21 protein-coding genes and 1 pseudogene are annotated in these 26,901 nt (G+C 56.1%); 13 read left to right on the top strand and 9 right to left on the bottom strand.

The genetic code is table 11. The features are described 5' to 3' along the window. Positions 1-249: 249 nt before the first annotated feature. The 5 genes from ABI171_RS08480 to ABI171_RS08460 all read left to right on the top strand — a co-directional run bounded on the left by ABI171_RS08480 (position 250) and on the right by ABI171_RS08460 (position 10,332). Entirely contained in the window at positions 250-822 is a 573-nt protein-coding gene (locus ABI171_RS08480; RefSeq protein ID WP_348092130.1) for a hypothetical protein, read from the top strand. Positions 823-1,164: 342 nt separating this feature from the next. After that, positions 1,165-3,408: a type VI secretion system tip protein TssI/VgrG gene (gene tssI, locus ABI171_RS08475; protein WP_348092129.1), complete on the top strand. Its 2,244-nt coding sequence runs from the start codon at positions 1,165-1,167 to the stop codon at positions 3,406-3,408. A 23-nt stretch (positions 3,409-3,431) separates the two neighbouring features. Further along, positions 3,432-5,081 (top strand): hypothetical protein, encoded by a 1,650-nt coding sequence (locus ABI171_RS08470; protein ID WP_348092128.1) that lies wholly within the window; start codon positions 3,432-3,434, stop codon positions 5,079-5,081. Positions 5,082-5,094: 13 nt separating this feature from the next. Further along, positions 5,095-9,645 carry an RHS repeat-associated core domain-containing protein gene (locus ABI171_RS08465; protein ID WP_348092127.1) on the top strand — a complete coding sequence of 1,517 codons (4,551 nt, stop codon included), beginning with the start codon at positions 5,095-5,097 and terminating at the stop codon, positions 9,643-9,645. 18 nt (positions 9,646-9,663) lie between these two features. Next, positions 9,664-10,332 carry a hypothetical protein gene (locus ABI171_RS08460; protein WP_348092126.1) on the top strand — a complete coding sequence of 223 codons (669 nt, stop codon included), beginning with the start codon at positions 9,664-9,666 and terminating at the stop codon, positions 10,330-10,332. A 43-nt stretch (positions 10,333-10,375) separates the two neighbouring features. Here ABI171_RS08460 and ABI171_RS08455 read toward each other — a convergent pair whose 3' ends face one another. From ABI171_RS08455 to ABI171_RS08415, 9 genes are all read right to left on the bottom strand, one after another. After that, complete coding sequence (locus ABI171_RS08455) at positions 10,376-10,744, bottom strand: hypothetical protein (protein ID WP_348092125.1); 369 nt, start codon at positions 10,742-10,744, stop codon at positions 10,376-10,378. A 14-nt stretch (positions 10,745-10,758) separates the two neighbouring features. After that, complete coding sequence (gene tssH, locus ABI171_RS08450; protein ID WP_348092124.1) at positions 10,759-13,458, bottom strand: type VI secretion system ATPase TssH; 2,700 nt, start codon at positions 13,456-13,458, stop codon at positions 10,759-10,761. Between the two features lie 24 nt (positions 13,459-13,482). Continuing rightward, a complete protein-coding gene (tssG, locus tag ABI171_RS08445; RefSeq protein WP_348092123.1) occupies positions 13,483-14,565 on the bottom strand; it encodes a type VI secretion system baseplate subunit TssG in 1,083 nt (360 codons plus the stop codon). Next, positions 14,529-16,373: a type VI secretion system baseplate subunit TssF gene (gene tssF / locus ABI171_RS08440; protein WP_348092122.1), complete on the bottom strand. Its 1,845-nt coding sequence runs from the start codon at positions 16,371-16,373 to the stop codon at positions 14,529-14,531. The genes tssG and tssF overlap by 37 nt, the downstream gene beginning before the upstream one ends. Before the next feature lies 1 nt (position 16,374). Further along, positions 16,375-16,866, bottom strand: a complete 492-nt coding sequence (gene tssE, locus ABI171_RS08435) for a type VI secretion system baseplate subunit TssE (protein ID WP_348092121.1) — start codon at positions 16,864-16,866, stop codon at positions 16,375-16,377. 65 nt (positions 16,867-16,931) lie between these two features. Next, entirely contained in the window at positions 16,932-17,423 is a 492-nt protein-coding gene (locus ABI171_RS08430) for a type VI secretion system tube protein Hcp (RefSeq protein WP_038491337.1), read from the bottom strand. A 24-nt stretch (positions 17,424-17,447) separates the two neighbouring features. Next, positions 17,448-18,935 (bottom strand): type VI secretion system contractile sheath large subunit, encoded by a 1,488-nt coding sequence (gene tssC / locus ABI171_RS08425; protein ID WP_348092120.1) that lies wholly within the window; start codon positions 18,933-18,935, stop codon positions 17,448-17,450. 1 nt (position 18,936) lies between these two features. Beyond that, positions 18,937-19,446 (bottom strand): type VI secretion system contractile sheath small subunit, encoded by a 510-nt coding sequence (gene tssB / locus ABI171_RS08420; RefSeq protein ID WP_348092119.1) that lies wholly within the window; start codon positions 19,444-19,446, stop codon positions 18,937-18,939. Between the two features lie 70 nt (positions 19,447-19,516). Beyond that, on the bottom strand, positions 19,517-20,110 hold the full coding sequence (locus tag ABI171_RS08415; RefSeq protein WP_348092118.1) for a tetratricopeptide repeat protein: 594 nt from the start codon (positions 20,108-20,110) through the stop codon (positions 19,517-19,519). Positions 20,111-20,377: 267 nt separating this feature from the next. Here ABI171_RS08415 and tssJ point away from each other — a divergent pair, with 267 nt between their 5' ends. The 8 genes and pseudogenes from tssJ to ABI171_RS08375 form a co-directional block, all read left to right on the top strand. After that, positions 20,378-20,977, top strand: a complete 600-nt coding sequence (tssJ, locus tag ABI171_RS08410; RefSeq protein ID WP_348092117.1) for a type VI secretion system lipoprotein TssJ — start codon at positions 20,378-20,380, stop codon at positions 20,975-20,977. Positions 20,978-21,043: 66 nt separating this feature from the next. Next, a complete protein-coding gene (gene tssK, locus ABI171_RS08405) occupies positions 21,044-22,390 on the top strand; it encodes a type VI secretion system baseplate subunit TssK (RefSeq protein WP_348092116.1) in 1,347 nt (448 codons plus the stop codon). Between the two features lie 32 nt (positions 22,391-22,422). Continuing rightward, on the top strand, positions 22,423-23,178 hold the full coding sequence (gene icmH, locus ABI171_RS08400; protein WP_348092132.1) for a type IVB secretion system protein IcmH/DotU: 756 nt from the start codon (positions 22,423-22,425) through the stop codon (positions 23,176-23,178). Between the two features lie 231 nt (positions 23,179-23,409). Next, on the top strand, positions 23,410-23,934 hold the full coding sequence (locus ABI171_RS08395) for a Fic/DOC family N-terminal domain-containing protein (RefSeq protein ID WP_348092115.1): 525 nt from the start codon (positions 23,410-23,412) through the stop codon (positions 23,932-23,934). 1 nt (position 23,935) lies between these two features. Beyond that, positions 23,936-24,514 (top strand): Fic family protein, encoded by a 579-nt coding sequence (locus tag ABI171_RS08390; protein ID WP_348092114.1) that lies wholly within the window; start codon positions 23,936-23,938, stop codon positions 24,512-24,514. Positions 24,515-24,649: 135 nt separating this feature from the next. Then, positions 24,650-25,828, top strand: a complete 1,179-nt coding sequence (locus ABI171_RS08385) for a patatin-like phospholipase family protein (RefSeq protein ID WP_348092113.1) — start codon at positions 24,650-24,652, stop codon at positions 25,826-25,828. Positions 25,829-25,965: 137 nt separating this feature from the next. Further along, the gene (locus ABI171_RS08380; protein WP_348092112.1) at positions 25,966-26,388 is read left to right on the top strand and encodes a ribonuclease; all 423 of its coding nucleotides are present in this window, start codon (positions 25,966-25,968) and stop codon (positions 26,386-26,388) included. A 56-nt stretch (positions 26,389-26,444) separates the two neighbouring features. After that, positions 26,445-26,855: pseudogene (locus ABI171_RS08375) on the top strand (barstar family protein); the annotation flags it as partial. Positions 26,856-26,901 lie beyond the last annotated feature (46 nt).

Here is a 26,901-nt window from a genome sequence, read left to right as displayed (position 1 = left end):
ATCCCCGCGAACGCGGGGATCCAACTTAAGTACTTGATTCAACATGGATTCCCGCGTTCGCGGGAATGACTCGGCAGATAGTTTTGTGCTAAAAAATATGGCATCTGAGATAGGTAACTAATCAGGTAATTTGTTAATCGGACGCCAATAGTCGTCGCCCTTGGTCAATAGCCGACTATGATTGTCATATTTAAAACGGCTTGGTTATATAGCCCCGGTTTTAATATTTTTAGGAAAGTGAGTAAAGCTATGAATCGTTGGAAAACCAGATTGATCAGCAGTGTTGCGATGACCTGCCTGATGCTGCCATTGGCGGCGTCGGCAGCACCTGCTGCCGCTGCTCCAGCTGTTGCAGATACGACACAAAAGAACACGGCAGCCGACCAGGAAATCAAAGTCCTCAAGGATGTAGCGCAAGCCCGTCCGACCGAGAAAACGCCATGGGTCCGCATGACCCAGATCAAATACGACGCCGGTAGCTATGGCGATGCGCTGGCTTACGCTTCCGAAGTGCTGCAGCGCGATCCGGTGGACAAATACGCGCGCGGCGTGGTGGCGTTGAGCAGCCTCAAACTGTCGATCAAAGCCTTGAATGACCTGAGCGCACAGAGTGATCTGAATGGCACGGTGCTGACGGATGCACAAAGCCAGACAAAGTTGCTGCGTGAAAGCCTGGGCGAAACCGTAGTCGACCCGGCTGCGGTCGCTGAGGCAAAACCGAAGGTATATCATCCGATAAGGAAAAAAGCGGTGCGCGCTGCCAAAGCCGCTACTCCCGCCGATGCCGGTGGCGATGCCAAGCCATTTGGCGCATTGCAATAATCGCGTTGTCATAATTTGAGCAGGGCGGTGCCATGCATCGCCATCTGCGCTGTTGTTCCCGCTACTACCTTCTCGCGGCCAGCCCCGGCAACTGGCCGGCCGCGCTGCATCATCGCTAAATCCTCACCTCATGCGCCAGTCATGCCACCAATGTAAATTATTGTGACGAAATGTCGCAGCATCTCCAATTATTGATATAATTGCATTACAGCAATAATATTACTGCTCAGTCTTTCACAGAAGTGTCCAGGCGCATCGAGGTTCGCGCCAAACTCATTCGGGATCATGGCTTGCACAGCAGTCGCAGGCAGAGCCATTCCTTTTGCGAAACGGAGAATGCACATGTATCCAAACGCCTCTGCATTGCTGGCCCGCGTGGGCCGCTTCAATCAAGACCGGCGCCTGGTTCGGATCAAGACGCCGCTGGATGCCGACCTGCTGCTGGTGCACCGGCTGCATGGCAGTGAAGCCTTATCCAAGCCATTCGACCTGACGCTCGATATACTCTCGCCTTACGATCAGGTGGAACTCAAGCAGCTGGTTGGCCAGCCGATTTTGCTGACCATGCAGACGCAGTCTGATGAGCGGCACTTCCATGGCTTCGTAAAAGAGTTCGCGCGCACCGGCAGCGATGGCGGCATGGCGACTTATCAGGCGCAACTGGCGCCGTGGTTTTCCTTCCTCGATTACGCCAGCAATTGCCGTGTGTTCCAGGACCGGTCGGTGCTCGATATCGCCGAGGAAGTGTTCCGCAAGTACGGCCAGCTGGCCGACTATCGCTTCGATCTGATTGCCAGCCGCTATCCGAAACTGTCTTACTGCGTGCAATATAACGAGTCCGATTTCAGCTTCGTCTCGCGCCTGCTTGAGGACGCCGGCATCTACTATGGTTTCGAGCACAGTGAGAGTGGCCACAAGCTGGTGCTGGCCGACGATTCGACCCAGTGCCTGCCGCTGCAAAGAGACGCTACGATACGCTTCCAGCCGAACCAGGAACTGCAGGCCAGCGACGTCCTGGATGACTGGCGGCCGCGCCGCAGAATCGGCTCTGCGGTGCACAGCATCAAGAGTTTCGATTTCAAGCAACCGCGCAATCCGCTGGCGGTGGAGCAAAAGACCGCTGCGCCGCGCGGCAGCTTGCCGCAGTTTGAACGCTATGCCTACGACGGTTCCGCCAGCTACGGCAATAGCGCGGTTGGCGAGCAAATCAGTGCGGTGCGGGCCGAGGAGGCCGGCTGGCAAACCAAACTGTTCGAAGGCGCCGGTACTTATCGGGAACTGGTTGTGGGCCGCTATTTCGATCTGAATGGCCATTTTGAACACGAGAGCGACGACGCTACCGAGCATCGCTTCATTGCCTTGCAAGTCACGCATGACGCCCGCAACAATTTTTCCAGCGATTTCAGCGAAGCCCAGGATTGCATCTACCGGGTCGAGGTCACCGCCTTGCGCCGCAAGATTCCTTTCCGTCCTTTGCGCGACACCGCCAGGCCGCGCATGCCGGGACCGCAAACGGCAACCGTGGTGGGGCCGAAGGGCGAGGAGATCTGGCACGACAAATACGGCCGCGTCAAATTGCAGTTCCACTGGGACCGGCTGGGCCAGTTCAATGACCAAAGCTCTTGCTGGGTACGGGTCGCCAGCCCCTGGGCGGGCGCCGGCATGGGCGGCGTTTCGGCGCCACGCATCGGCCAGGAAGTAGTAGTCGATTTCCTTGATGGCAATCCGGACCGGCCCATCATCACGGGCCGCGTCTACAACGCCGACAATATGCCGCCGTTCGGCCAGGAGGTCAGCGGCATGCGCTCGAAAACGGTGCGCGGCGCTGGTTTCAATGAAGTCACCATGCACGATTCGGCCGGCGGCGAATTGATCAACATGCACGCCCAGCGCAACATGGCGGTAACGGTGCTGAACGATCACAACAGCACCGTCAAGAACAACAAAGCGACCACGGTTACCGTCAACCACAGCCTGAATGTCGGCGCCAACCAGGATATCTCGGTGGGCGGCAACCGCGGCGCGACGGTGACCGGCACCGATACCCGCACCGTCACCGGAACCGATACCGCAACTGTGACCGGCGCGGTGACGCAGACCTACCACGCCGGCCAGAAGCGGACGATTACCGCGGCGGGCTATAACGAAAACATCACCGGCGATTACGGCAGCACGCTGATCGGCAACTACAGCGGCAATACCAACGGCAACTGGAAAAGAGACATCACCGGTACCTTGACGCATACCGTCACCGGCGCCGTCAGCGACACCATGCACGCCGGCCGCGACGTCGCGGTGACCGGCCTCGACCAGCGCACCGTCACCGGCGAGGTAAAGGATAGCAATACCGGCCATCGCTTGCTATCGGTAACCGGTGACATGCAGCACGAAGTGTCCGGTACGCATTCTGTTTATTCCGGCGCCAACCAAACCATCACTTCCGGCAGCAAGATCGAACTGGGCGTCGGCAGCGCCGTCATCAGCATCGACGGCGGAGAAATCACGATTACTGCCGGCGGCTCGATCATCAAGGTCAACGGCAGCGGGGTGTCGATCAATGGCAGCAAGATCAATCTGAATAGCTGAAGCATCACTGAGAGGACGCCAGCATGGCTAAGAATCCGGTCGAAAAAAGAGTCGATACCCTACGCGATCTATGGCTGGAAAACACCCAGGATCCACGCGTACGGGTCCTGGTATGGCGCATCCCTGCCAATGCCGACCGCATGCTGCAAGCCTTCTTCGAGATGCAACAGCATCCTGGAGACTGGACCACGCCGGATCTGTTCCTGCGTTTCGAGGCGGCATTCGACACCGGCTTTGGCTACAGCCGCGCGTTGCGCCAGTCTCTGGCCGACGATTATATCGACAGCAAGGACAGCCTGCGTGAGCAAGGCGTGACGGTAGACTGGTCGGTGGCGCAAACGCCCCAACATGATTCAGCCTCGGGCGTGATGGTCACGCTGGCCTCGTTCACACAATATCACAAGGCGCAGCTGGCGCATTTGCGTTACGTGGCGGCAGTGCTGGCGCCGCATCCCGTCAGTAACCAGGCGGCTTGGGAGGCCTGGCTGGATGCTGCGTTGCGCAGCCCCGCAATGGCGTCGGACACCGCCAGCGTTCGACTGACACTGGTAGACACGGTGTCCGACCAGCGCTGGCAGGCTTTGGCGCAGCGCCACGGCGATCGCGTGCGAGTGGTCGAAGCGCCCATCGACATGTTCGATATCGCGCGCGAAACGGTAGCGCAGGCTGGCGGCGCAGGACCAACCGTGGCTTACCGCCAGCTCCTGACCGATGTCATCACCTTGGTGGAAAAAGGCAACGCCGCGCAAACCGCCGCCCGCGCCGAAAAAGCCATGCAGATCGCACAGCGCGAACAATGGCCGGATCAGCAGGTAGTGCTGCAGATGGCGGTCGCCGGCGCTTATCTCAAAGAAAAAAACTACGCCGACGCCATCAAGCGCTATCGCGATGCGCGTGAATGTGCAGGCCAAGCCGAGCAAAACAAGCATCCAATGGGCGCCGACCTGATCATGCAAACCTGGTTCGGCGAAGCCGGCGTATGGCTGGTGGCGAAAGAGCCAGAGCGTGCGGCGCAAGCCTATCGCAGCGCCGCCGAGCAGGCGCAGCGCGTGCCGAATCCCATGTTTGAAATTGAAGGCTTCCGCATGGCCGCTTACTGCTATGCGCAGAACGGTCAGCAGCAACCGGCGCGTGAACATGGCGCGTTGGCATTGCGCGCCGCCAAGGCGGTGAGTCCGGCCGAGCGGCCGCTCACCACCATGTCCCTGGCCCTGCATGATTTGCTGCGTGTGCAGGACCCGGCGCGTACCGTAAAACTGGAACGCTGTGCGACAGACTATCAGGCAGCGATCGCCGCTGCGCATCTGCAGGCAGAACAGCAAGCCGCCAAGCTGGGCGGCCAGCCGCAGGCCGGCGACCTGGAAAAAATCGAAAACGCCATGCATCAGCACTTTGAAAGCGGCTTCCAGCGCCAGCGCCAGGAGCGCGAACACCTGATTGCCGGCGGCGACGAATATTTCCGCAAGGTGGTGGCGCTAGCGCGCGAGCTGCTCAATCCGCTCTGGAACGGGCTGCCCGAGGTCAAGCATCCGCTCGACAAGGATGTCCCGCAATGGAGCGAGCCGCCGCAATTCACCAAGCTGCCTGATTCTTCAGGCGTGATCGATGGGCCGTCGGCTGCCCAACCAAACGCGTATGCTGTGGAGCCGCTGGGCGCCGCAGCAACAGCCTGACGAGGACGCGTCCATGACCAACGCCGCCAAACATTTCGATCCGCAGATCGGCATCGATATCCACATGTACCAATTGCCGCCGGGGCCGCTGCCGACGGCGCATATTTCGATTGTGCTGGACCCGTTCGATTATCTGCCGTTCATCGGCGCTACGGTACAGGTGGCTGGTGTCAAGCGTGCCATTGCCGGGACCGGAGGACTGTCGGTCCATATCCCGCTGGGAATTTGGATGCCGCCCATGCGTGCTCCCGAAGGGCCGCAGTTCGACGATGAGCTCTTCATGGGTAGCAAAACCGTGCTGGCCGATGATTCGCCTTTCTCACGTCTCGGCATGCCAGTGCTCGACTGCAGCGTGGTCGGCATGGTGCCGCCGTTCCGCCTGAAGAAGCCGGAAAAGCCGCATATGTCGATGAGCATGCCGACGGCGGTCAACCTGGCAATACCGGATACGGTTTTCATCGGCGGGCCGCCGACGATTTCCATGATGGCGATTGCCACCAAGCTGGGATTCGCGGCCTTGGGCAAGGGGTTCAAGGCTTTGCGCAAGACCAAGGGTTTTCAGCGGGCTGAAGAAGCTTTCAAGAAGGCACGCCAACGACTATTCAAGAACATGGAACCTGGTTTCTTGAAATGCAAGGTGCTGCGCGCGGAGCCGGTGGATATTCGCGACGGTAGCGTTGCAGTTTCTCATGAAGATTTTTCCATACCGGGACGTTTGCCGCTGACTTGGAGCCGTGTCTATTCTTCCAATAACGACCATGATGGCATGTGTGGTTACGGCTGGCAAACGCCCGCGGATTTTCGTCTGGAGGTCGAGCCGGATGGCGTGGTGCTGTTTTTCGAGACGAACGGCGCTGCAGTATTTCCGCACCTGCCCGAAGCCGCTGGAGCTGAACATGCTGTCACCGAATTTGTGGATGGGGCACGGTTGAGCTGGATCAAGAACCAGGGCGTTGACGAACTGCGGGTCGACACCAAAGACGATCTGCGTTACGTTTTCCGCAAACCTGCGTCCAATGTCGCGCCCTTGCATCAAGCCTTGCAGCTGCAAATTCAAAAGGTCGAAGACCTGTGCGGAAACTATTGGCGTTTCGAACGTGTCGACGGCCATCTGACGCGGATCATAGAGAGCGGTATTCATGAATTGCCTGGCCGCTTTATCGAAGTATACGAAACTGCTGGCAAGATTCATCAGTTGAACCTGCACGATCCAGCCACTGGACTGAATCACCCGCTGGTGAGATATAAATTCCAGAACCGAGACATGGTCGGCGCACTCGACGCACTTGATGCCGTTCGTACCTTTGACTACGAGTGCCATCATTTGGTGCGTCATGCCGACCGTCTGGGATTATCCTTCTACTACGCCTATGACAATGCATGGCGGGTGGTGCATGCATGGGGCGAACAGGGACTGCAAGACTATCGATTTGCATACGATGCTGTATTACGTGAAACGGAAATTACCGATTCGCTCGGGCATACTTCACTGGTCAAATTCGACGAAGATCAGCTGCCTTTGTGCGAAATCGATCCCTTGGGCGGGGTTACCATATTTGAATATGACGAAATCGGGCGAACTACCGCGATAGTAGATCCTGTCGGGGCACGTACCGAGTTTGAGTACGACGCACGCGGGAATTTGCTGAAACTGGTGCAGGCGGATGGCAGCACTGTTTCTGCCGAGTTCGATGAGCGCAATCATGTTACCGAAGTAGTTGATCCGCTGGGACACCGCTGGCAGCAGCATTGGGATGCACGCGGCTTACTGCTGTGGCATGCCTCCGCTGCGGGAACCCGCACACGTTATGAGTACGATGCAAGCGGCCAGTTGGCCCGCCTCATCAATCCGCGCGGGGCAGTCACGGCGTTGGCGTTTGATCGTTACGGCAATCTATCATGTCTTACGGACCCTCTCGGTTTTCAACGCTATTCCGAACATAACGCGTTAGGGCATCTGATGCGCAGCGTCGATCCTGTGGGCACCGTCGCCAGCTATCGCTACGATGCCAAGGGACGCTTGCTGCAGCTGGAATATCCCGACAGCACAACTAGCTACGCATATGATGCGGAAGATCAATTAGTTCAATATACGGACACTAACGGCGCAACAATCGGCCTGGAATATTTTGGTACCGGCCGGCTAGCTCGGCGCAGGCAAGCCGACGGCCATAGCGAGCAATATTTGTACGATACGGAAGAGCAACTGGTCACCGTCGTCAATCAACGGCAGGAAGCATATCATTTCAAACGCGACGCGTTAGGTAGGGTGGTTGAAGAGATTGATTACTGGGGGCAATCGTATACATATGGCTACGACGCTGCAGGGCGGATAAAGTGTAGTCGCGATCCGCTGAAACGGACCATAAGCTATGACACAGACAAATTGGGGCGCATCGTCAGGAAGATGTTGCCGCACCCCGATCGGCCTGGCCATCAATGGCTTGAGACTTTCAGTTACGATAAGCGCGGCGAATTGATCGAGTTGCGCAATGCGCATAGGCATGTCCTGCGCAAATTTGATGCTTATGGTCATCTGAGCGAGGAAGTGCAGGACGGTTTTCGTGTCGAATATCTTTATGATCAGGTTGGCAACTGCCTCACACGCACCACCAGTGCAGGCAACATAACCGTTGCTACTTTTGACTTGGCTAATCAGGTGGCCAGTATTGCAATCAATGGCGAGCAAGCGATTGAGATAAAGCGGGATGCGCTAGGGCGTGCGGTGACCGAGAAACTGAGCGCTGATATCAAACGCAGTTTTCAATACCAGGATGCAGGCCTGATGAACAGCCAGTCGGTGCTGCGGAACCACGTTCCTTTGTTCGAGACTCGTTATGAGTATGACAGCGCCGGCAACCAGATCCGGCGACATGATAGTGAACAGGGGAGCGATTTCTATCAATACAGCCCTCTGGGTGAGCTGTTGCGTCACACCGATCCTGCCGGACGAGTAACTGAATTTCTGAACGATCCGGCAGGCGATCGTCTGCGTACGCGTATACAGCAGATGGAAATGCGAACCGTTGTTGGCGGCGAGGGACATGCTGAGACCCTTTGGACCAGAGAAGGTAGCCATGAGGGCACGCATTATGTATTTGATCGCGCAGGTAACCTGATCCAGAGCAGTTGTGCAGCTGGTGGCGGAAGTACTGGGCAGCCTGGCAACGCTGCATCGCTTCAGCTGTGTTGGGATGCCAATCAACGGCTGATAGAAAGTCGCCAAGGAGAAGAGATTACCCGATATGGCTACGATCCCCTGGGACGGAGAGTATTCAAGCGTAATCAGACCCACACTACGTGGTTCTTTTGGGATCTGGATGCATTGTTAGGAGAAGTAACGCAAGCGAATACGGATTTGAATTCGCCAGAAGTCTGGTCGGCCGGCAATGTCGGCGATCTGATGGCAGCCCGGAAAAGGCTGCTTGCCTTGAAAAGCATGCATCCGCAGATGCGTGAGTATGTATATTATCCAGAGACCTTCATTCCGTTGGCGCTGATAGATCGGCAGGCCACGGTCAAGCCATCGCCGCCTCGCCAAATTGCTGGGATTGTTGCGCTGTCTTCGTCGTTGCCCATATATATACAGAAAAAAGATGACAGCATCAGATCCGGCAGGCTAGGTGGAATGGCCGGAGGCGATGGCCTTGGTATCGAACCTGTCCCCTTGCGGCAACAGAGCAATCATCAAGCGACTCTTGGCGGACCAGGCATCCCCGTTGGCTTGGGAATAGGTGGCGGGTTAGTATTGGCTGGTAATTCTGTCGTAGTGCCAGAGCGCGATATTGCGCTGCAGACTACAACAGTTGAGGGCACTGCACATGTCTCAAGCAATGGCATATTCCATTATCACAATGACCCGAATGGCTGCCCGACCAGACTGACCGACAACGCTGGCGAAGTAGTATGGGCCGCAAGCTATACGGCATGGGGGATGGTGCGGGATACGTATGCCAATGCAATCGACAACCCGTTGCGGTTTCAGGGACAATACTACGATACCGAAACCGGCTTGCATTACAACCGGAACCGTTATTACGATGCATGCTTAGGCTGCTATGTCAGCCAGGATCCGATCGGACTACTGGGCGGCACCAACTCGTATCAGTATGGACCTAATCCATCTGCATGGGCCGACCCCATGGGACTGAGTGCTCGGGCACTGGGGCGCAATCTCGGAAATGCACGCCGGCCGGTTCCGCCAGGCCAGACCCCTCACCATATGGTGCAGGAGAATAATAGTAAAAATACGCATGTGGTAGAGTCAAGAAAGATTCTGGAGCGGAACAACGTTGGTGTTGACGATGCGGCCAATGGTGCCAGGCTGTGGGGGACTAATCCTTTACAAGAAAAAAGGCCAGGACATCCGGGAGCTGCTGCTGCAAGTGCCGTCGGTACTCGCCATTCCGGACCCCATATACACAGCGACGAAAACGACAAATTCCTTTATAAAATTCTAAGGAATGCAGAAAGAAAAGGTGCTGACATAGAGGGCGTATTACGCGATCTCGGGAAGCGCTATGAAAACGGCTCATGGAAAAAGCTATCTGACAGTTGCAGATAGATTGAATTGGAAAGCGATATGTTGAAAATTTTTGAAACTGCCGAGTTGATGAAAAAACTCGACGAGATTAAAGTTGCATATGAAAAGAAAAGGTACGACATTGTTTTTTTAGGGACTGCCGAGGAGGCCCTTAAAGATATCGAAGAGTGGAAATATTCTACCGGCGCAATCTTTGATCAACCGCCCCATGGCGATGAAATGGGCGGCTTTGCGGGGGGGCGGCTTCTGAAGAAGCAATATCCCAGCCCTTACGAAGCGCGATTAAAGGGTGCATATAGCTCCGGCTTCATTAACGGTCAGCACAGGGTCACCATCTCCCCATCAGCACCAGTCAATATCCCGCTTGACGTAGCCAGGTTTAGATGGGAAGACGGTACTCTCCATACCGAGCATATCAAATATTACAATCATCTCGGATTCCAGTCAGCTAAAGCGCCGGCATTGACAGCCATGAGCACTTTTTATGCCTTCGATAAGAACATACGCGCTGACGTAGGCGTCGGCATCAGCGATGCCTATTCCATTTTTTTATATTATTACAATGAAAAGAACTTGATTGAAACGGCATCCATGGTTACCGCGCCCTACGATTTCCAATCAGAGTACCAAATGCAATATGATGAACACGATGTGCTTGTGTCCGTCATGTCCGGCGACGTGATTGTATGGCAGGCTAAATCGCGCTGACGCTTGCGATTCAGCCGCGGGTGAAGAAGCAGGCCAGGCCGAATTAGCCGGTAATCTGGGTAACATGCAACCCCGGCAACTCCTTGCATCGCAAGTGATAGCTCGTGTTCCCCACCTTCAGCGTAATGTGCAGATTGTTATCCACCCCGCGCTGATCCCCAGTCCCGCCCTCATGCGCTGTCGCTGAAGGCAGCCAAGGCTGCCCCTGCATCAGCTGCAGCAGCCGGCGCGCCGGTGCACGCGCAGCTGCAGAAGGCGTATCCAGCAAATCGACAATATCCGCCGGCGTCAGCTTGACGTAGTTGCGCACATCGGTCGCCTTGTCCTGGTACTGGTGCTTGCGGCTATATTTCTCGTCGAAGCGTTTTGAGTAGCACTGCTTCAGAATTTTCTGTTTGACTGCTGCATCCATGATTTCTCCTGGTTTTATTTAATCGCGTACTTGAATTGTCCCTGCTTGTTGGCAGTGACCTTGATTTTGGCGATGCTGCCGCCTTCTGCCATCCGTGCCAGCACGGTTTCGGCAATCTCCGGCAACAGCGTGCCGTTGAGGATATTGTCGACGTTGCGGGCGCCTGAATCGACTTCGGTGCAACGCGCCAGCACGGCTTCGACCAGCGGCTCGTCGTAGCTGAATTCGGCCTTGTGATTGACGGCGATGCGTTTCTGGATGCGTCCCAGCTTGAGGTTGATGATTTCCACCAGCACGTCATCCGAGATCGGGTAGTAGGGGATCACTTTCAGGCGGCCGAGGAAGGCCGGCTTGAAGGCTTTCACCAGCTGCGGCCGGATCGCTTGTTCGAGGTCGTCGGTGCTCGGCAATTCCGCCGCGGCCTTGTTCAGGCAGCTTTGCATGATCAGGCTGGAGGCGACATTGCTGGTCAGGATGATGATGGTGTTCTTGAAATCGATCTCGCGGCCTTCGGCGTCGTCCAGCACGCCTTTGTCGAAGACCTGGAAGAACAGCTCGAGCACGTCCGGATGGGCTTTTTCCACTTCGTCCAGCAGCACCACGCTATATGGATTGCGGCGCACGGCTTCGGTCAGGACACCGCCTTCGCCATAGCCGACATAGCCTGGCGGCGAGCCTTTGAGGCCGGAGACGCTGTGCGCTTCCTGGTACTCGCTCATGTTGATGGTGATCAGCTTGCGTTCGCCGCCGTACAGTACATCGGCCAGCGCCAGCGCGGTTTCGGTCTTGCCGACGCCGGACGGGCCGACGAACAGGAAGACGCCCTTGGGTTTGTTCGGATCGTCCAGGTTGGCGCGCGAAGTACGGACGCGCTGGGCTACCGCTTCGATGGCGTGCGGCTGGCCGAGCACGCGTTCGTGCAGCAGCGAACCGAGGTTGATCACGGTCTTGATTTCATCCTTGACCATCTTGCCGAGCGGGATGCCGGTCCAGCTGGCGACGATTTCCGCCACCACCAGGCCGTCGACCTGCACCGGCACCATCGGCGTTTCGCCTTGCAGCTGCTTCAATTCTTCGATCAGCTTGGCCAGTTCCTGGGCTTCCTTGCTATCCTTCGCGGCCTTCTTGGAAGGCTTCGCGCTTTCTTCGGCCGGAGTTTGCTCGGCAGCCGGTATTGCTTCCAATTCAGTACGCGCCGTCTTGATGCGATCGGTCAGGGCTTTTTCCTTTTCCCAGCGTTCGCGATGGATGGCCAGTTCCGCATTCAGTGTTGTCTGCAGTTCGCGCAATTCCTTCAGCCGTTCCACGTGCTTGCCGCCGGCATTCGATTCGCGCTCCAGCGAATTCAGCTCGGCCACCAGCCGGTCCAGTTTCTTGACGATGTTTTCGATCAGGGCCGGCGTCGCGTTCTGGCCCAGCGCGACCTTGGCGCAAGCGGTATCGAGTACGCTGATAGCTTTGTCGGGCAGCTGGCGGCCGCTGATATAGCGGTGCGACAGACGCACCGCTTCGGTGATGGCTTCGTCGAACACGCGTACGCCGAAGTGTTTTTCCATCAGCGGCGCCATGCCGCGCAACATGGCGCAGGCCAGCTCTTCGCTTGGTTCTTCGACTTTCACTACCTGGAAACGACGCGCCAGGGCAGCGTCTTTTTCAAAATACTTCTTGTACTCGCTCCAGGTGGTGGCGGCGATGGTGCGCAATTCTCCGCGCGCCAGCGCCGGTTTCAGCAGGTTGGCGGCATCGTTTTGTCCGGCCTGGCCGCCGGCGCCGATCATGGTGTGTGCTTCGTCAATGAACAGGATGATGGCGTGCGAGCTTTTCTTGACTTCGTCGATCACGCTCTTCAGGCGGTTCTCGAACTCGCCCTTGACGCTGGCGCCGGCTTGCAGCAGACCCATGTCGAGTGTGTGCAGCTCGACGCCTTGCAGCACGTCGGGCACGTCTTTTTGTGCGATGCGTAGCGCCAGGCCTTCCACCACCGCGGTTTTGCCGACGCCGGCTTCACCGGTCAATATCGGATTGTTTTGGCGGCGGCGCATCAGGATGTCGATGGCCTGGCGGATTTCGGTATCGCGGCCGATCACCGGATCGACCTTGCCTTCGCGTGCGCGCTGCGTCAGGTTGGTGGTGAATTTGTCCAGCGACGGGGTTTTCGATGCTTCGCCCTTGGTGGTCAGTTCCTGCATCGGATCGCCGCCTTCGTCTTCAGTGACGGTGCCGTTGCTTTCAACAGTGCTTTCCTGCGAGCCCTCGGTCAGCTTCGCCAGATCGTGCTTGAGATCATCCAGCTTGAACTTGATGAACAGCTTGGAGCCGCGATAGGCCAGTTGCACCAGGTCCGGTTCGGTCAGCAGCGCCAGCAGTAAATGGCCACTACGGATGCGGCCGGACTGGTTGTCGAGAGAGGCGATCAGCCAGGCATGCTCGAACAGCTTGGGCAGGTGAGGGGAGAACACCGGAGTGCGGGCGTTGCCGCTTTTGAAGCGCTCGATTTCATGCTGCAGATCGCTTTCCAGCGCGGAGATGCTGATGCCGCATTTGTGCGCAATCACCGCAAAGTCGCTCTTTGGCTGTTCCAGCAGGGCCAGGAACAAATGTTCGATATCCACTTCATACTGGCCGCGGCCGACGCAGATGTTCGCTGCCCGTTCCGCCGCCAGGCGCGAGGTGTCGTTCAGTTTGCTGATTAAGGTTTTGAGATTAATGCTCATTGAAGCCTTCCCATCCATGCATGGTCAAATTGAGTGAATTTCGTAACAAACGTCGGTGCGATCATTGACTTCCGGCTTGCTGGTGACAAACGTATCCCAGCCGAGCTGCCCACCCACGCGGTCGGAGTTCAAGGTCACGCTTTGCACCTCGTCCGCCCGCAGGATCAGCTGTATTTCATATTCCAGGAAAACGCTGGTGAACATTGCTAGTATTTTCTGCAAACCGACGGCGGCGGAGCCGCCCGGCAAAAAGCTTTCAAAATTTTTCCGGCGCAGTGGTCCTATCTTCAGGCGCATGCGTAAATCGCGTTGCCATACCCGCTCGCCGACCATGGCCACGCTGCCCAGTGTCGCGTTGGTGGCGCCTAGCACCGTTTGCTGGTCGACCGGCACGTTATACCAATGGCCGACAAACTGTTCAATTGCGATCGGTACCGCAAAATATTCGCACAACACACGCTGCATGTAGGCAGCCGACGGCGGCCGGTGGCGGATCGCCGCAGCGAAATGGCCGATTGATTCGTCCAGCAAGCCTTCCCCGTCGTCCGACATGCGATCGCGTAAAGTCCGGTGGCCGAGGCCCGCCAGCGCCATCAGCAGCGGCAGGAAACTATCCTTGCCATCGATCTGGTATTTGAACTCCAGCCGGTATTTACGCCAGGCTTTGAAGAACAGCGCCACGCCGCGATTCGAGAAGACATCGAGGAAGGCGCGCGGTCCGTGATCCTTTTCATACAGCTGATGCGCGGCGATGCGTTCAGAATAATGGCTCGGAAGCGTGCCGTTACTGCCTAAAAATCCGATAAACGCCGGCGTCAGCGAGATGTTGTCGAGCTGGTTGGTCTGCAAAGCCACCAGCAATTCTTCCACCGATTGCCGGGTCAACTTGGGCGACACTTCCAGTGCTTCGATTTCGCTCGGCGGAAAACCCAGCGACACGGTATTCTGAAAGCGCAGAAAATCGCTGACGGCCTCTTCATGCGGGACGCCATTTTGTTTCAGCCATAACTCAAGCATCATCACGGCCTGGAAAAACTGGAAGCGATGCGGCTTGTCGAGCAGGCGCTGGATTACACTAGGTTCGAATCTCCGCTGCGCGGCAAGCATCGCAGTATCTCCTCACCTGTTCGTTTTGAAGCGATGACCAATTGCGTAAAACTGTTGGCGTGCACATACAGGCCGAGAAAGCGGTCCAGGATATTGGCAAACACATGAATGCCGCTACCCACGAAACCTTCCTCGTCCAGGGTCACCTTGATTTCGATGCCGCGCACCAGTGAAGCGAACGGATTGCCTGGCAGCCATGCGGTGGCGGCTTTGTGATCGATGCCGATAACGCTGCCAATCTGACGCTGCGAGATCGCCGAGCGCGGCAAATCGTACAGGGTCAGGGTTTCCTGCAAGGCTTCCAGGCCGCCCTTGGCCAGTGACAGATGGTTTAGCGCCAGATGCGAAATCAGACGCCAGTGGGCGCCGCGGCCGCGTTCGAAATGGCAGGGCTCGGAAGGCTTGCGCAGGAAGCTGATTTCATTGACCAGCGAGCCGCCTTCCAGGAACAGGTCGCCGCCTGCCAGACCATACGCCAGCGAGGCCGGCAAATTACGGTTGCAGCAAGTCAGTTCGATACTCAGGGTGTCGGTTTCTATGGCGGCGGGATCGAAATCGATGTCGACGATGGAAATTTCGGTTTCGTAGCCCGGGCTTTTGTCGGCGACAATTTCGTCGCGCCGCATGGCCCAGTAATGGCCGGCTTTGTCGGCGCTTTCGCCATGGCGTAACGAATAGAAAGGACGGAATTCGGTGATCGATTCGCCTTCCGGCGTTTGCCGCACCAGTTGCACTGAATCGATGGAATGCACTTCGTAAGCGTAGGCACGGCGCGAATCGCCCAACACCGGGTAATAGGCGCTGGTGTGGGTCAGCCGGATCGGGTCGCCGCGTTGCTTGAACAGGTTGATGACAGGAGTGCAGCCTAGCAGCAGGTTGTTGGTCGACAAGGTGCCCAGCATGCGTGCGGTGTTGGAATCGGCGCGCAGTCCGGACAGCACCAGATGCAAGGTGAATTTTTTGCAGCCGGCTGGCAGCAGCTTGGTGAGTTCGGCGACATCGACGTCAAAGAAATTGAATTTCTCGGGATAGGAGAAATACTCGGTCAGCAGCCGATAGGCAGGATGCGAGCGCGCCGGAAAATCGATCAGCGATTCCTCTTCTTCAAAGCCGACCGGCGTGACCGGAATCTTGTTCACTGCGTGCCATTTACCGCTCTTGCCGGCTTCCACATAGCCGCGCACGGTGCGCATGAACAGTGTGTCGCGCAGCGCTGCGCAAAACGACGGTTCACCGTCGATAAACACGCGCAGGGTCTTGACCCCAAGCTCGGTAAAACCGGCTTGCTCCGCAATGCTTTCAAAGGTGATGCCGATGCGCGAACTGGCGGCCGGCGGCAACAGCACGGCATCCGGCGGTTCGATAATGGGATCGAAGACCGCGTGGGACAACAGCACCGGCGCTACCGTGACTTCATAACTTGTCTTGAATTTGCACGCCACGGCTCTGACCTGGCGCGTGGTCAGCTCGGTGCCGCGCGGCACCGGCATGGCGGAGGTCAACTGCTCTGCCGCGACGCTATAGTCCATGCGGGCGATCGAGCAAGACGGGAAAGGGCGCAGATAGTGCGGATACAGCACCTCGAACAGGGCTTCGGTGAATTCCGGGTAATCGTCGTCCAGCCGTTTCGAAGTACGGGCGTTGATCAGTGCAAACGACTGGATCATGCGCTCGATATGCGGGTCTTCCGAGACTTCGCCGGACATTAGCAAGCGCCCGGCAATCTTGGGGTAGCGCTCGGAAAATTCGCGCGAATAGCGTCTCAGGAAACCGAGCTCGCGTTCATAATAGGGAAGTAGTTCGTCCACGTTAACCGTCCATGCGCATCGCGCGGCGTGCTCTGCTGATTGAGTATTGCAAGGTAGATGGCTGTAGCACGGCGTCGAAGCTCACGGCTTCCTTGGCGGGTCCGACCACCAGCATGGCAGCAATCGCAAAATTCAAACGGTTGATCGATCCTTCGCGCAGTTCGAGCGAAGCCTTGACGTTTCTCAAGCGCGGTTCGTGGCGCGCAATGCCTTGTTCCAGGCATTGGCAGATATACGCACGGTCATCCACGCTGGCCAGGCTCATGCCGGAAAAATCGTTCAAGCCGTAAGTCAATATCGACTTGCTGCATTCGGGGAAATTCTTCAGTATGTCTTCGGGAATCACTGTGCGCGTATTCAGCATGGCTTCGAGATCGCGAGCTACCGCGTCTTTCAAGGAGTCCATGGACAGGCGCACTACCAGATCGGATTGCGCAGGCGTATTGTCGCCGCCCATCAGTCTGTCAAACAATCCAGGCGTGAAACCCTTCATCGCATACCATTCAGAGAAAAAAAGAGCCGCAGCACGCCACGGCTCTCATTGCTAATACAAAAAAATTACACGACTTTATTGGTCGACAGATCCCAGCCGCCGGAAGTGTTGCCGCCGGAGCCGCCACCGATTTTTTGCTGTGTGTACTTCCATTTGACTTTGGAGTACTTCAGACTGACTGACTCGCTCAGTACATCGCCTTCTTGAACAGATGGAGTGACATCGGAAATCAGCAGGTTCGACAGTTCGATTTCGAAGTACTTGATGCGGTCGCCCTTGCCGTCAGCGCGCAGGAATTCGAACTTTGCGCTGTCGATGGTTTTGCCGGATGAGCAGTTTTGCAGCAGCAATGGCGTGGCCAGATCGGCGATCTTGGTGATCACGATGTCCTTGTGTTCGCAACGCTCGGCTGTATGGCCGCCACCGGTCGATGCCGTCGCCGACTTCGGTTGCAGTACTTCCCACTGCACCGATTTGCATTCGATCCAGTCTTTGTGGGCGCTGTCGGTCGACTCGCCCTTGATGCCGTTAATTTGCAGATATACGTCGATTGCCATGGTGATACCCCTTATTCAATTAAGTTAAGATTTGGTTGACGCCGGTAATTCTGCGACCAAGCGGAGTGAAACTGAAAGTTCGTCGAGCTGGAAGTGCGGGCGCAAGAAAGAAACTGCGCGGTAGACACCCGGACGTCCTGGTACTTCGGATACCTGCACTGAGGCTTCACGCAACGGAAATTGCGCCTTTTGCTCTTGGCTGGCATTGTCATCGAGCAGAACGTACTGGGTCAGCCAACGGTTGAGGAAGTCTTCCACGTTGCCTGCCGAAGCAAAGCTGCCGATCTTGTCGCGCATCATCGATTTCATGTAATGCGCAATACGCGATACGGCGAAGATGTACTGCAACTGGGCGGACAGCACCGAGTTTGCATTGGCCGAATCGGTATTGTATTTCTTGGCTTTCTGGGCCGATTGTGCGCCGAAGAAGGCGGCGTAGTCGGTATTTTTACAATGCACCAGCGAAATGAAACCGAGGTCGCTCAGTTCTTTTTCGCGGCGGTCGGTAATGGCGATCTCGGTAGGGCACTTGAGCGCAACTTCGCCTTCGTCGGTCTTGAAAGTATGGGTCGGCAAGTCTTCCACCAAACCACCACCTTCGACGCCGCGGATCGCAGCACACCAGCCGAAATCTTCAAATGCCTTGGTCAGCTTGGTGCCGAACGCGTAAGCGGCGTTGCACCACAGGTATTTGGAGTGATCGGTGCCGTCCACGTCTTCCACGAAGTTGAAGCCTTCGACAGTCTGGCCATCCTTCGGATTGAATGGCAGGCGGCCCAGGAAACGCGGCAAGGTCAGGCCGACATAGCGGGAATCTTCCGATTCGCGGAAAGACTTCCATTTTGCATATTCGACGGTCTCGAACACCTTGGCCAGGTCGCGCGGCTTGCCGAGTTCGCTGTAGGTTTCCAGGCCGAACAATTCCGGCGATGCCGAACTGATAAAAGGCGCATGGGCAGAGGCCGCGATGTGCGACATCTGCTCGACGAAATACATGTCTTCCGGTTGCCGGGTAATTTCAAAGTCGCCGAGCAGGGCGCCGAATGGCGAACCGCCGAACGTGCCGAACTCTTCTTCGTAGACTTTCTTGAAAATGGCGCTCTGATCGAAATCCAGTGCCGCCTGAAAGTCTTTTACCAGCTCGCGTTTGGTCGCGTTCAAGACCTTGATCTTGATGTTCTGGCCGGTAGTCGAGTTGAACACAAGGTAGTGCAGGCCGGTCCAGCTGCTTTCCAGTTTCTGGAACTCAGGAGCATGGATGACGGCGCTGACTTGCGCCGAAATCAAACGGTCCAGTTCTGCCACGCGGGCGTCGATGGTGGCCGACAGGTTGGCCGATACCACGACGGTACCTTGCATGACCTGGTTCACGAGCTCAGAAATGATATCTTTGGCGCGGTCGTGTTCGGCGCCGGACTTGGCGACTTTGCTCTGTTCTACGATCTGGTCGAGCAGACCGGATTCTGCCGCCGCCGGGCTGGCCGCCGCTGCAGGGTTGTGCTGAAAGGACATCTCAGTCTCCTTGCTTTTTGGTTTGCTTGCTCAACGCCGCCAGCTTTTCGGTACTGTTCAGCACATCGTTCAGGATGTCTTCCAGCTTGTCGTTGCCGGCCAGCTTGTTGCGCAGATCCGCGAGTTTGGTGCGCGCTTCGAGCAACTGCCTGAGCGGTTCGATCTGTTGCACCACGGCTTCCGGACGGAAATCGTCGATCGACTTGAATTTCAGTTCAACCCCGAATTCGCCGCCGGCGTCGCTCAGATGATTCGGCACACGGAAAGTGGCTTTCGGCTCGATGCCCTTCAACACTTCGTCGAAATTATCGTTGTCGATATTGACGAACTTGCGGTCCTTCAGCTTGGCCTGGGCCACATCTGATTTGCCGCTGAAGTCGCCCACTACGCCCATCACGAAAGGCAATTCCTTTTGCTCGATGGCGTCGCCGATTTCAACGTCATACGTCATTTGCACCCGTGGCGGACGCACTTTCTGCAAACGTTTTTGAGTACTCTCTTTTTTGGCCATAAAACCCCCACTGATGCTTACCGAATAATCAAGCCCTGGTCCTGCCGTGCAGGATCAGGATTCACTTAAGTTACTGCAACGATCCGAATGGATTTGCGCCGTCGCCGCTAGCAGGCTGGTCAGGCGTTGTGCCCGGTTTTGTCGCTACCGCGCCTTTTTTGGCGACTGGAGGGCGTGCTACCACCTTTGGACGCGCCGGCACCAGTACGGTTTCTCCCAGACTTTCACGCAGGATTTTTGCCAGGCCTTGTGCTTCGCTACGCACATTGCCGTTCAAATCGTTTTGTGTGCGCAGGTCGTTCAAAGCCTTGGTTGACAGGCGGAGCCCGCCCACAGCGACGATGCTGTTGGCAACCTTGTCTTTCGGATCGCGCTGCAAACCTTCCAGCGCATAGGAGATGGCATCGCCGTAGTTTTCTGCATCGAATCTGATTTGCGCAAGCTTGATCCATGGCGCTTTGTCTGCAGGGTACGCGCCGGTCGCGTCTTTCAGCAATTTGACTGCCTTGTCGGTTTGTCCGGCTTTTTGAGCCGCGTCCGCTTCAGCTACGATGGCGTCCAGTTTGGCTGCAGGGTCCACCACTGGTGGCGGGGTTGTTGCACATGCGCTTACCAAGCATGCCAATGCCATGCCGTAGATAAATTTACTCTTCCATTGACTCATCTTAAACTCGCTTTCTATGTGGCAACTTTTAAATAGCCCAAATCTTAACAAAACCTGGCGGATGCAGATATCATATTGCCAATCTACATCAAAATTTGTTAACTTTGGTTACACCATTGCAACAAGTTTAGTTCAGACACGTACTATATGTCTAGAAGGCAACTAGTATGCTGTTGTTATTCTGTACAATAATGGTAATAAAATATTACGCTAGACAGTATTATCTATTCGATATTTTTGCAACTCAAATAAAGACGACAATCAATAATGCGACCTCTCTATCTCTTGGCATCGCTGGCGGCTGTACTCAGTCTGGCTGGCTGCGCAGCAGGCGCCGTCTCGGCGGTTGGCTCGATCGCCAGCTCCGTGTTGCAAATGTCAGGTATCACCAAACCGGAAATTCCTGACGCCCAGAAGCCGCCGCGGACCATTGCCATCAAGCTGCACGCCGGCACCAATTTGAATGCAGATAGTGGCGGCGCACCGCTTGCACTTGTCGTCAGAGTATATAAGTTAAGACAAAATGGTGCATTCCAACAGGCAACTTACGATACATTTACTAACCCGCAGAAAGAAAAGGATACGTTGGGAGCAGATTTGGTCGAAGTTAAGGAAATTACCCTGGTGCCTGGGCAGCGCTATGAAGTTAGCGAAAAAGTCCCCAGGGAAGCGGGTTTCGTGGGCATTGTTGCCTTGTTTAGAAAACCGGCCGCACAACGCTGGAAATTGACATTTCCAGCGGAGCAGGCTGAAAAATCCGGTATAACTTTAGGTGCGCATGCATGCGCGTTGACTGTCGGCACCGGCATCACGGTGGCGGAAGACGTCGGCGCCAGCAAGTTTTTAACCCCGGCCCCATGCGGCTGACCGGCCAGCTGTTTACCGGCAACTGCATGATGATGGTTTGAGCAAATTTACATGTGAGTCAAATACGTGAATCGAACATCGAAAATTTTATGGGGCGAAGGCTTGTTCTTGCGTCCTCAGCATTTCCAGCAGCAGGACCGGTATCACGAGAATCGCCTGCATGAAACCACCAATGCCTTGCATCCTTACGCTTGGGGAGTGCTGTCGGTGCAGCTGGACCGCGATGCGCTGGCCAACAATACTTTGCGCTTGTCGGAGTTGTCGGTCATTTTCCAGGACGGCGAAATCTACAAGGCGCCGGAGGCGGACGACTTGCCGGAAGTGGTCGACCTGGTGAATATTCCGCACGCCCAGCAAACCATTACCTACTACGCTGCGCTGCCCTATATGAAGGGCTTCGGCGGCAACTTTTCGCCTCTGGGCCAGACCAGCAACTCGACCCGTTACGCGCAAAATAATTCGGCGACGCCGGATTTGTTCACACAGGCAGCGGAAGCAGAGCTGACTTATCTCAAGAAGTCGGTACGGCTGGTGTCGGAAGTCGAACCGCGCGATTCCCTGATCAGTTTTCCGCTGATCAAATTGCGCCGCATCTCGACCGGCGGCTTCGAGCCTGATCCGACTTTTGTCGCTCCGAGCCTGACGATCCGCAGTGCGCCGGCATTGTATATCCAGCTGCGGCGGCTGATGGATGCGCTGCAGGCCAAAGTCAGCGCCTTGTACGGCCATCACCGCGAGCCGAGCAAGAATGTGATCGAATTCCGTTCCGGCGATATCTCTTCGTTCTGGCTGTTGCACACGGCCAGTTCGGCGTTCGCCGCATTGACACATTATTTCCATAATCCATCGTTTCATCCCGAGCGCCTGTACGAGCAATTGCTGAGTCTGGCGGGCGCGCTGATGACGTTTTCGAAGAGCTACGCGCTGTCCGATCTGCCGGTGTACCAGCATCAGGATCCTGGTCCGTGTTTCGCCAAATTGGACACGATCATCCGCGAGTTGTTGGACACGGTGATTTCGTCGCGTTACTTCTCGATCGCGCTGTCGGAAAACAAGCCTTCGCACCATCATGGCATGCTCGACTCCGGCAAAATCGATGACAAGACGGCGTTCTACCTGGCGGTCAACGCCAGCATGCCCGCCATCGAACTGGTCGATATCGTACCGTTGCGCTTCAAGATCGGCGCTCCTGATGACGTTGATAAATTCGTGCTGTCGGCAATGCCCGGCGTCAAGCTGTCGCATTCGCCGCAAGTTCCTGCAGCATTGCCGGTGCGGCCCGACACCTATTATTTTGCGCTGGAAAACAAGGGTGCTCTGTACGACCGCATGTTGCAGGCGCAATCGATTTCGATCTATGTACCATCCGGCATCAACGACCTTAAACTTGAGCTCTTAGCGGTTACATCATGAACAAAACATCAGCCCCATCCTTGCTTGGCGACATGGCTTCCGGCCAGGGCCAAGGACAATACGCCGCCGCTGACAGCAGCACTTCAGCCAATTCATTGCTGGACTTGATGTATGACGGTTTCTATGCCTTGTTTTTGCTGAAGAACCGTTGCGCGCCGGTCGATGAAGCCGGTTTCACGGCGAAAATGCAGCGTTTCCTGAGCGACTTTGAACGCGGCGCAAAAAAACTGGATGTCTCTCCGGAAGATGTCCACGCAGCCAAGTACGCCTTTTGCGCGGCGGTCGACGAAAATATCCTGCATTCGCAATTTAATATCCGCGAGTCGTGGGCGCGCCGGCCACTGCAGCTGATCCTGTTCGGCGACCAGCTGGCCGGCGAACATTTCTTCACGCGTCTTGAAGATTTGCGCGCAAAAGGTGCGTTGCACTTGCAGGCCCTGGAAGTTTTCCACATGTGTCTGTTGCTTGGTTTTCAAGGCAAATACATTATCGAAGGCCCGGAAAAACTGAACTACCTGACTGCGCGCCTGGGCGACGAAATCGCTCGCATGAAAGGCAAAAGCGCCGGCTTCGCGCCGCACTGGGAGCGGCCGGATCAGGTCAGCCACAAGCTGCGCAACGAAGTGCCGCTGTGGGCGCTGTGCTCGGTGTTTGCGCTGATCGGGCTAGGCGGTTATTTCGGTTTGAACACCATGCTGTCGCGCGCCACGGCGTCCAGCATTGCCGGTTATAGCGACATTGTCAAACTGGCGCCGCGTGCGGCTAACCTGACCATTACTTTGCCGTAAGGCGATTTTTTGTTGGCTGGGGACTTATTCATTAAGTGTCCGGTCAAGTGTCATTTCTGAAGATTGGCTGGTTTCGTCCGCAAATCATAGTAAAAGGCATACTATTTCATTTTCTGAGTCAAGTTAAAATAGTGGCTTGTGTAATTTTAACTTCAACTAAGTTGATGGAAGCTGGCGAATGAAACGTGGATTAACCGGTCACTACACGCCCGCCATTGCAGGTGGCGTTGCGTGCCAAGCTTTTGTGCCCATGCAGTGCCGCCGTTGCCCGCACTGGATCTGAGCGGCAAGCTGCAGGCGCGCCTGAATGACGCGCTGATCGCGCTCGGAAGACTCGATGCAATCAGCACCTTATTGCCTGACGCGAAATTGTTTTTATACAGTTACGTGCGCAAAGAGGCGGTAATGTCTTCCCAAATCGAAGGCACCTACTCATCGTTCAGCGATTTGATGCTGTATGAGATGGATGGCCTGCCCGGTGTGCCGATCGACGACGTGCAGGAAGTCTCTAGCTACGTCGCCGCCCTGACGCTGGGCGTGGAATGTATACGACAAGGTCATCCGACCAGTTTTCGTTTGCTGACGGAAATTCACCAGGTACTGATGACTTCCGGCCGCGGCGCGCAACGCGGGCCGGGCGAGCTCCGCCGCAACCAAGTATGGATCGGCGGCCATCGCGCCGATGAAGCCACATTTGTGCCGCCACCAGCCAACCAGATAGCCGATTGCCGGGCCGTGCTGGAACAGTTTAAATGATGTGCCAGACACTACCGCGCCAGTCATTAAAGCCGCGCTGGCGCATGTGCAGTTTGAAACCATCTATCCTTTTATCGATGGCAACGGCCATCTTGGGCGCTTGCTGATTCCGCTGATACTGGTTGAGGCTGGTATTCTGAAAGAACCACTGCTGTACCTGTCGGTACTTTTTAAGCAATATCGCGATAGCTATTACAGCTTGCTGCAACAGGTGCGCGTCACTGGTGACTGGGAAGTCTGGCTGCTGTTTTTTGTCGATGCTATTGCCGCAACCGCCAACCAGGCGGTTAGCACCGCGCAAGAACTGACGCAACTACCCGCTTCCGATAAAATACGGTTGGTCGAACTCGGCCGTTTGGCAGGGTCAGCCACACAAGTCCTGGATGCACTGTTTGCCCATCCGATATCGAATATTGCCGCACTGACTAGCGCGACCGGCCTTACTCCTGCCACCATTGGCAAGGTACTTGACGCGATGGAGCACAATCTCGACATGGTGGACGAACTCACGGGGCAAAAACGCAACCGGGTGTACGCTTACAGCGCATATATCACCATTTTGAATCAGGAAACTTCGTAGCGAGCGACTGCGGATATTGTTGCCGAGCGATGCCCTTGGCGCTTGTGGTCTAAGCCTGCCGCGAAAGCATAAGAATGTTGTAAAGCGTCAATCGAATAAAGCAAAAACGCCGCCTACCTGCTAATCTTCCAACCCATGGAGACAAAACAAAAAACCGGCCTCATCCTCACCGGCGGCGGCGCCCGCGCGGCTTACCAGGTTGGCGTGATGGACGCGGTGGCGTCGATTTTGCGAGAGCAGGGTTGGGCGCGCGAGAAAAGTCCTTTCGATATCATTTGCGGCACCTCGGCCGGCGCGATCAATGCGACGGCGCTGGCATGCCGGGTCGACAACTTCGGCCTCGGCGTGCAAAAGCTGATGGATGTCTGGGAACACTTCACTGTCGAGCAGGTGTATCGCGCCGATTCTCTGGCGGTCTTGCGTTCCGGCGCGCGCTGGCTGTCCTTGCTGTCTTTCGGCTGGCTGTTGCGCAAGTGGCATGCCCATCCACCTAATTCTCTGCTCGACAATACGCCGCTGATTACCCTGTTGCACCGCTTGCTGGATCTGGAGCGGCTGGACAAGGCGCTGGCCAACGGTAGCCTGGATGCGTTGGCGATCACCGCATCGTCGTACAGCGGCGGCCAGCATATTACTTTTTACCAGAGCGCGATCGAAATCCAGGGCTGGACCCGCAGCCAGCGCCGGGCGGTCAGGGATCAGATTGGCGTCGGCCATTTGCTGGCGTCGTCGGCGATTCCTTTTATTTTTCCTGCGATCCCGATTTATTGCGAAGGCCGCCGCCAGTTTTTCGGCGATGGCTCGATGCGCCAGCTGGCGCCGATTTCGCCCGCGATTCACCTGGGCGCCAGTAAAGTGCTGGTGGTCGGCGCCGGTCGCCGCCAGGAAGCGCCGGCGGATTCGCCGAACCTGGCCCGTTATCCAAGCCTGGCGCAAATCGCCAGTCATGCGCTATCCAGTATTTTCCTGGACGGGCTGGCGGTGGATATCGAACGCCTGGAGCGTATCAATCACACGTTATCCTTTTTAACTGAAGAGCAGCGCCGGCAAACGCCGCTGAAGGCGGTCGAAATGCTGATTATTTCGCCATCGGAACAAATCGACGATATCGCCACCAAGCATTTTGGCAGCTTGCCGGTGCCGATCCGTACCTTGCTCGGCGGTCTTGGCGCCAAAGAAGTGCACGGCGGCGGCCTGGCGTCGTATTTATTGTTTGAATCGGGTTATACGCGGGAGCTGATTCGCATGGGACAAAAGGATACTTTGGCGCGGCGAGACGAGGTTGTGGCTTTTTTCGGGCCGCCATGTCCTTAGCCTGGCGCGTGTCTGACGATAGAGCGGGCAATATTGTCAAATATTGCAACACTTGATGCAGGAGCAAGTATACGGGTTGATTCGTTTTCAGCAACACGTTACCCTACGGTATCGCATACCCAGAAAATATGAAATTTATGAAAAGCCACGCAACCCAGCGTCATTTTCTTGGTCTAAAAGCCGATTTCGCTATCGCCATGCTGCGTAACAGCATACTGCTGCTGCTTGGTTTGCTACTGTCTTTCCAGGTATTGGCGCGTGAATCCCTACCGCAGGATATGGTTGCGGTAGATCAGTTGCCACCGGAAGCGCAGACGGTATTGGCGGTGATCAAGCAAGGCGGGCCGTTTCCCTACGCCAAGGATGGCGTCATATTTGGCAATTACGAGGGGATGCTGCCTAGGCAACGGCGTGGTTATTATCATGAATACACGGTAAAAACTCCGCGCGCCCGCAATCGTGGCGCAAGGCGCATCATTGCAGGCGGTAATCCGCAGACGTCGGGCGAATATTATTACACTGACAATCACTATCAAACTTTCAGGCGCATACAGGAGTGACTGAGACGAGTGACTGATATACATACAACAACGGCAATCCATCATCATTGCTCTAGCTGAGGGAAAAAATGAGCTTGTTTAAAACCGTACCGCCAAATGTAGTGCAGTCCATCCGCGCCTTCCGTGTGACCGAACTGCAGGCGGAAGCTCACCGTCTGGGACAACATTTCCTGTATGCCTACTGTGCGGAAGCAACGACTAAACAGCAAGTTCTGGCCAAAATCGCCAACGCCTTCCAGTTTCCCAAGCATTTCGGCAAGAATTTCGACGCCCTGGCCGATTGCCTGACCGATCTGGCGCACAAGGCCGGCCCGCAGCCCGGCTTCATTGTGGTGATTGAACAACTGCCGAATACGCAAAAATTCGACAAGGAAGCGCGTGAAACCTTGCTTGACGTATTCCGCGACAGCGCTGATTTCTGGGCCGATAAAAAAGTTGCCTTCCGCGTCTTTTATTCCTTCCAATAGCGATATTTAGCACCTGTTTTGCTCAAAAACAGCGTTGCAACGGGTA

It is taken from the genome of Collimonas sp., assembly GCF_039923675.1.
Lineage (GTDB): Bacteria > Pseudomonadota > Gammaproteobacteria > Burkholderiales > Burkholderiaceae_D > Collimonas.
The sequence above is the reverse complement of the archived record's forward strand: the minus strand, read 5'-3'. Positions and strand labels throughout refer to the sequence as shown.

Coding starts and splice junctions, on each gene's coding strand:
- tssJ (WP_348092117.1), top strand. CDS start 20,378: ATGCGACCTCTCTATCTCTTGGCATCGCTGGCGGCTGTACTCAGTCTG.
- tssH (WP_348092124.1), bottom strand. CDS start 13,458: ATGAGCATTAATCTCAAAACCTTAATCAGCAAACTGAACGACACCTCG.
- tssB (WP_348092119.1), bottom strand. CDS start 19,446: ATGGCCAAAAAAGAGAGTACTCAAAAACGTTTGCAGAAAGTGCGTCCG.
- ABI171_RS08480 (WP_348092130.1), top strand. CDS start 250: ATGAATCGTTGGAAAACCAGATTGATCAGCAGTGTTGCGATGACCTGC.
- tssE (WP_348092121.1), bottom strand. CDS start 16,866: ATGAAGGGTTTCACGCCTGGATTGTTTGACAGACTGATGGGCGGCGAC.
- icmH (WP_348092132.1), top strand. CDS start 22,423: ATGGCTTCCGGCCAGGGCCAAGGACAATACGCCGCCGCTGACAGCAGC.
- ABI171_RS08460 (WP_348092126.1), top strand. CDS start 9,664: ATGTTGAAAATTTTTGAAACTGCCGAGTTGATGAAAAAACTCGACGAG.
- ABI171_RS08465 (WP_348092127.1), top strand. CDS start 5,095: ATGACCAACGCCGCCAAACATTTCGATCCGCAGATCGGCATCGATATC.
- ABI171_RS08380 (WP_348092112.1), top strand. CDS start 25,966: ATGAAAAGCCACGCAACCCAGCGTCATTTTCTTGGTCTAAAAGCCGAT.
- tssI (WP_348092129.1), top strand. CDS start 1,165: ATGTATCCAAACGCCTCTGCATTGCTGGCCCGCGTGGGCCGCTTCAAT.
- ABI171_RS08455 (WP_348092125.1), bottom strand. CDS start 10,744: ATGGATGCAGCAGTCAAACAGAAAATTCTGAAGCAGTGCTACTCAAAA.
- tssC (WP_348092120.1), bottom strand. CDS start 18,935: ATGTCCTTTCAGCACAACCCTGCAGCGGCGGCCAGCCCGGCGGCGGCA.
- ABI171_RS08430 (WP_038491337.1), bottom strand. CDS start 17,423: ATGGCAATCGACGTATATCTGCAAATTAACGGCATCAAGGGCGAGTCG.
- tssG (WP_348092123.1), bottom strand. CDS start 14,565: ATGCTTGCCGCGCAGCGGAGATTCGAACCTAGTGTAATCCAGCGCCTG.
- ABI171_RS08415 (WP_348092118.1), bottom strand. CDS start 20,110: ATGAGTCAATGGAAGAGTAAATTTATCTACGGCATGGCATTGGCATGC.
- ABI171_RS08385 (WP_348092113.1), top strand. CDS start 24,650: ATGGAGACAAAACAAAAAACCGGCCTCATCCTCACCGGCGGCGGCGCC.
- ABI171_RS08470 (WP_348092128.1), top strand. CDS start 3,432: ATGGCTAAGAATCCGGTCGAAAAAAGAGTCGATACCCTACGCGATCTA.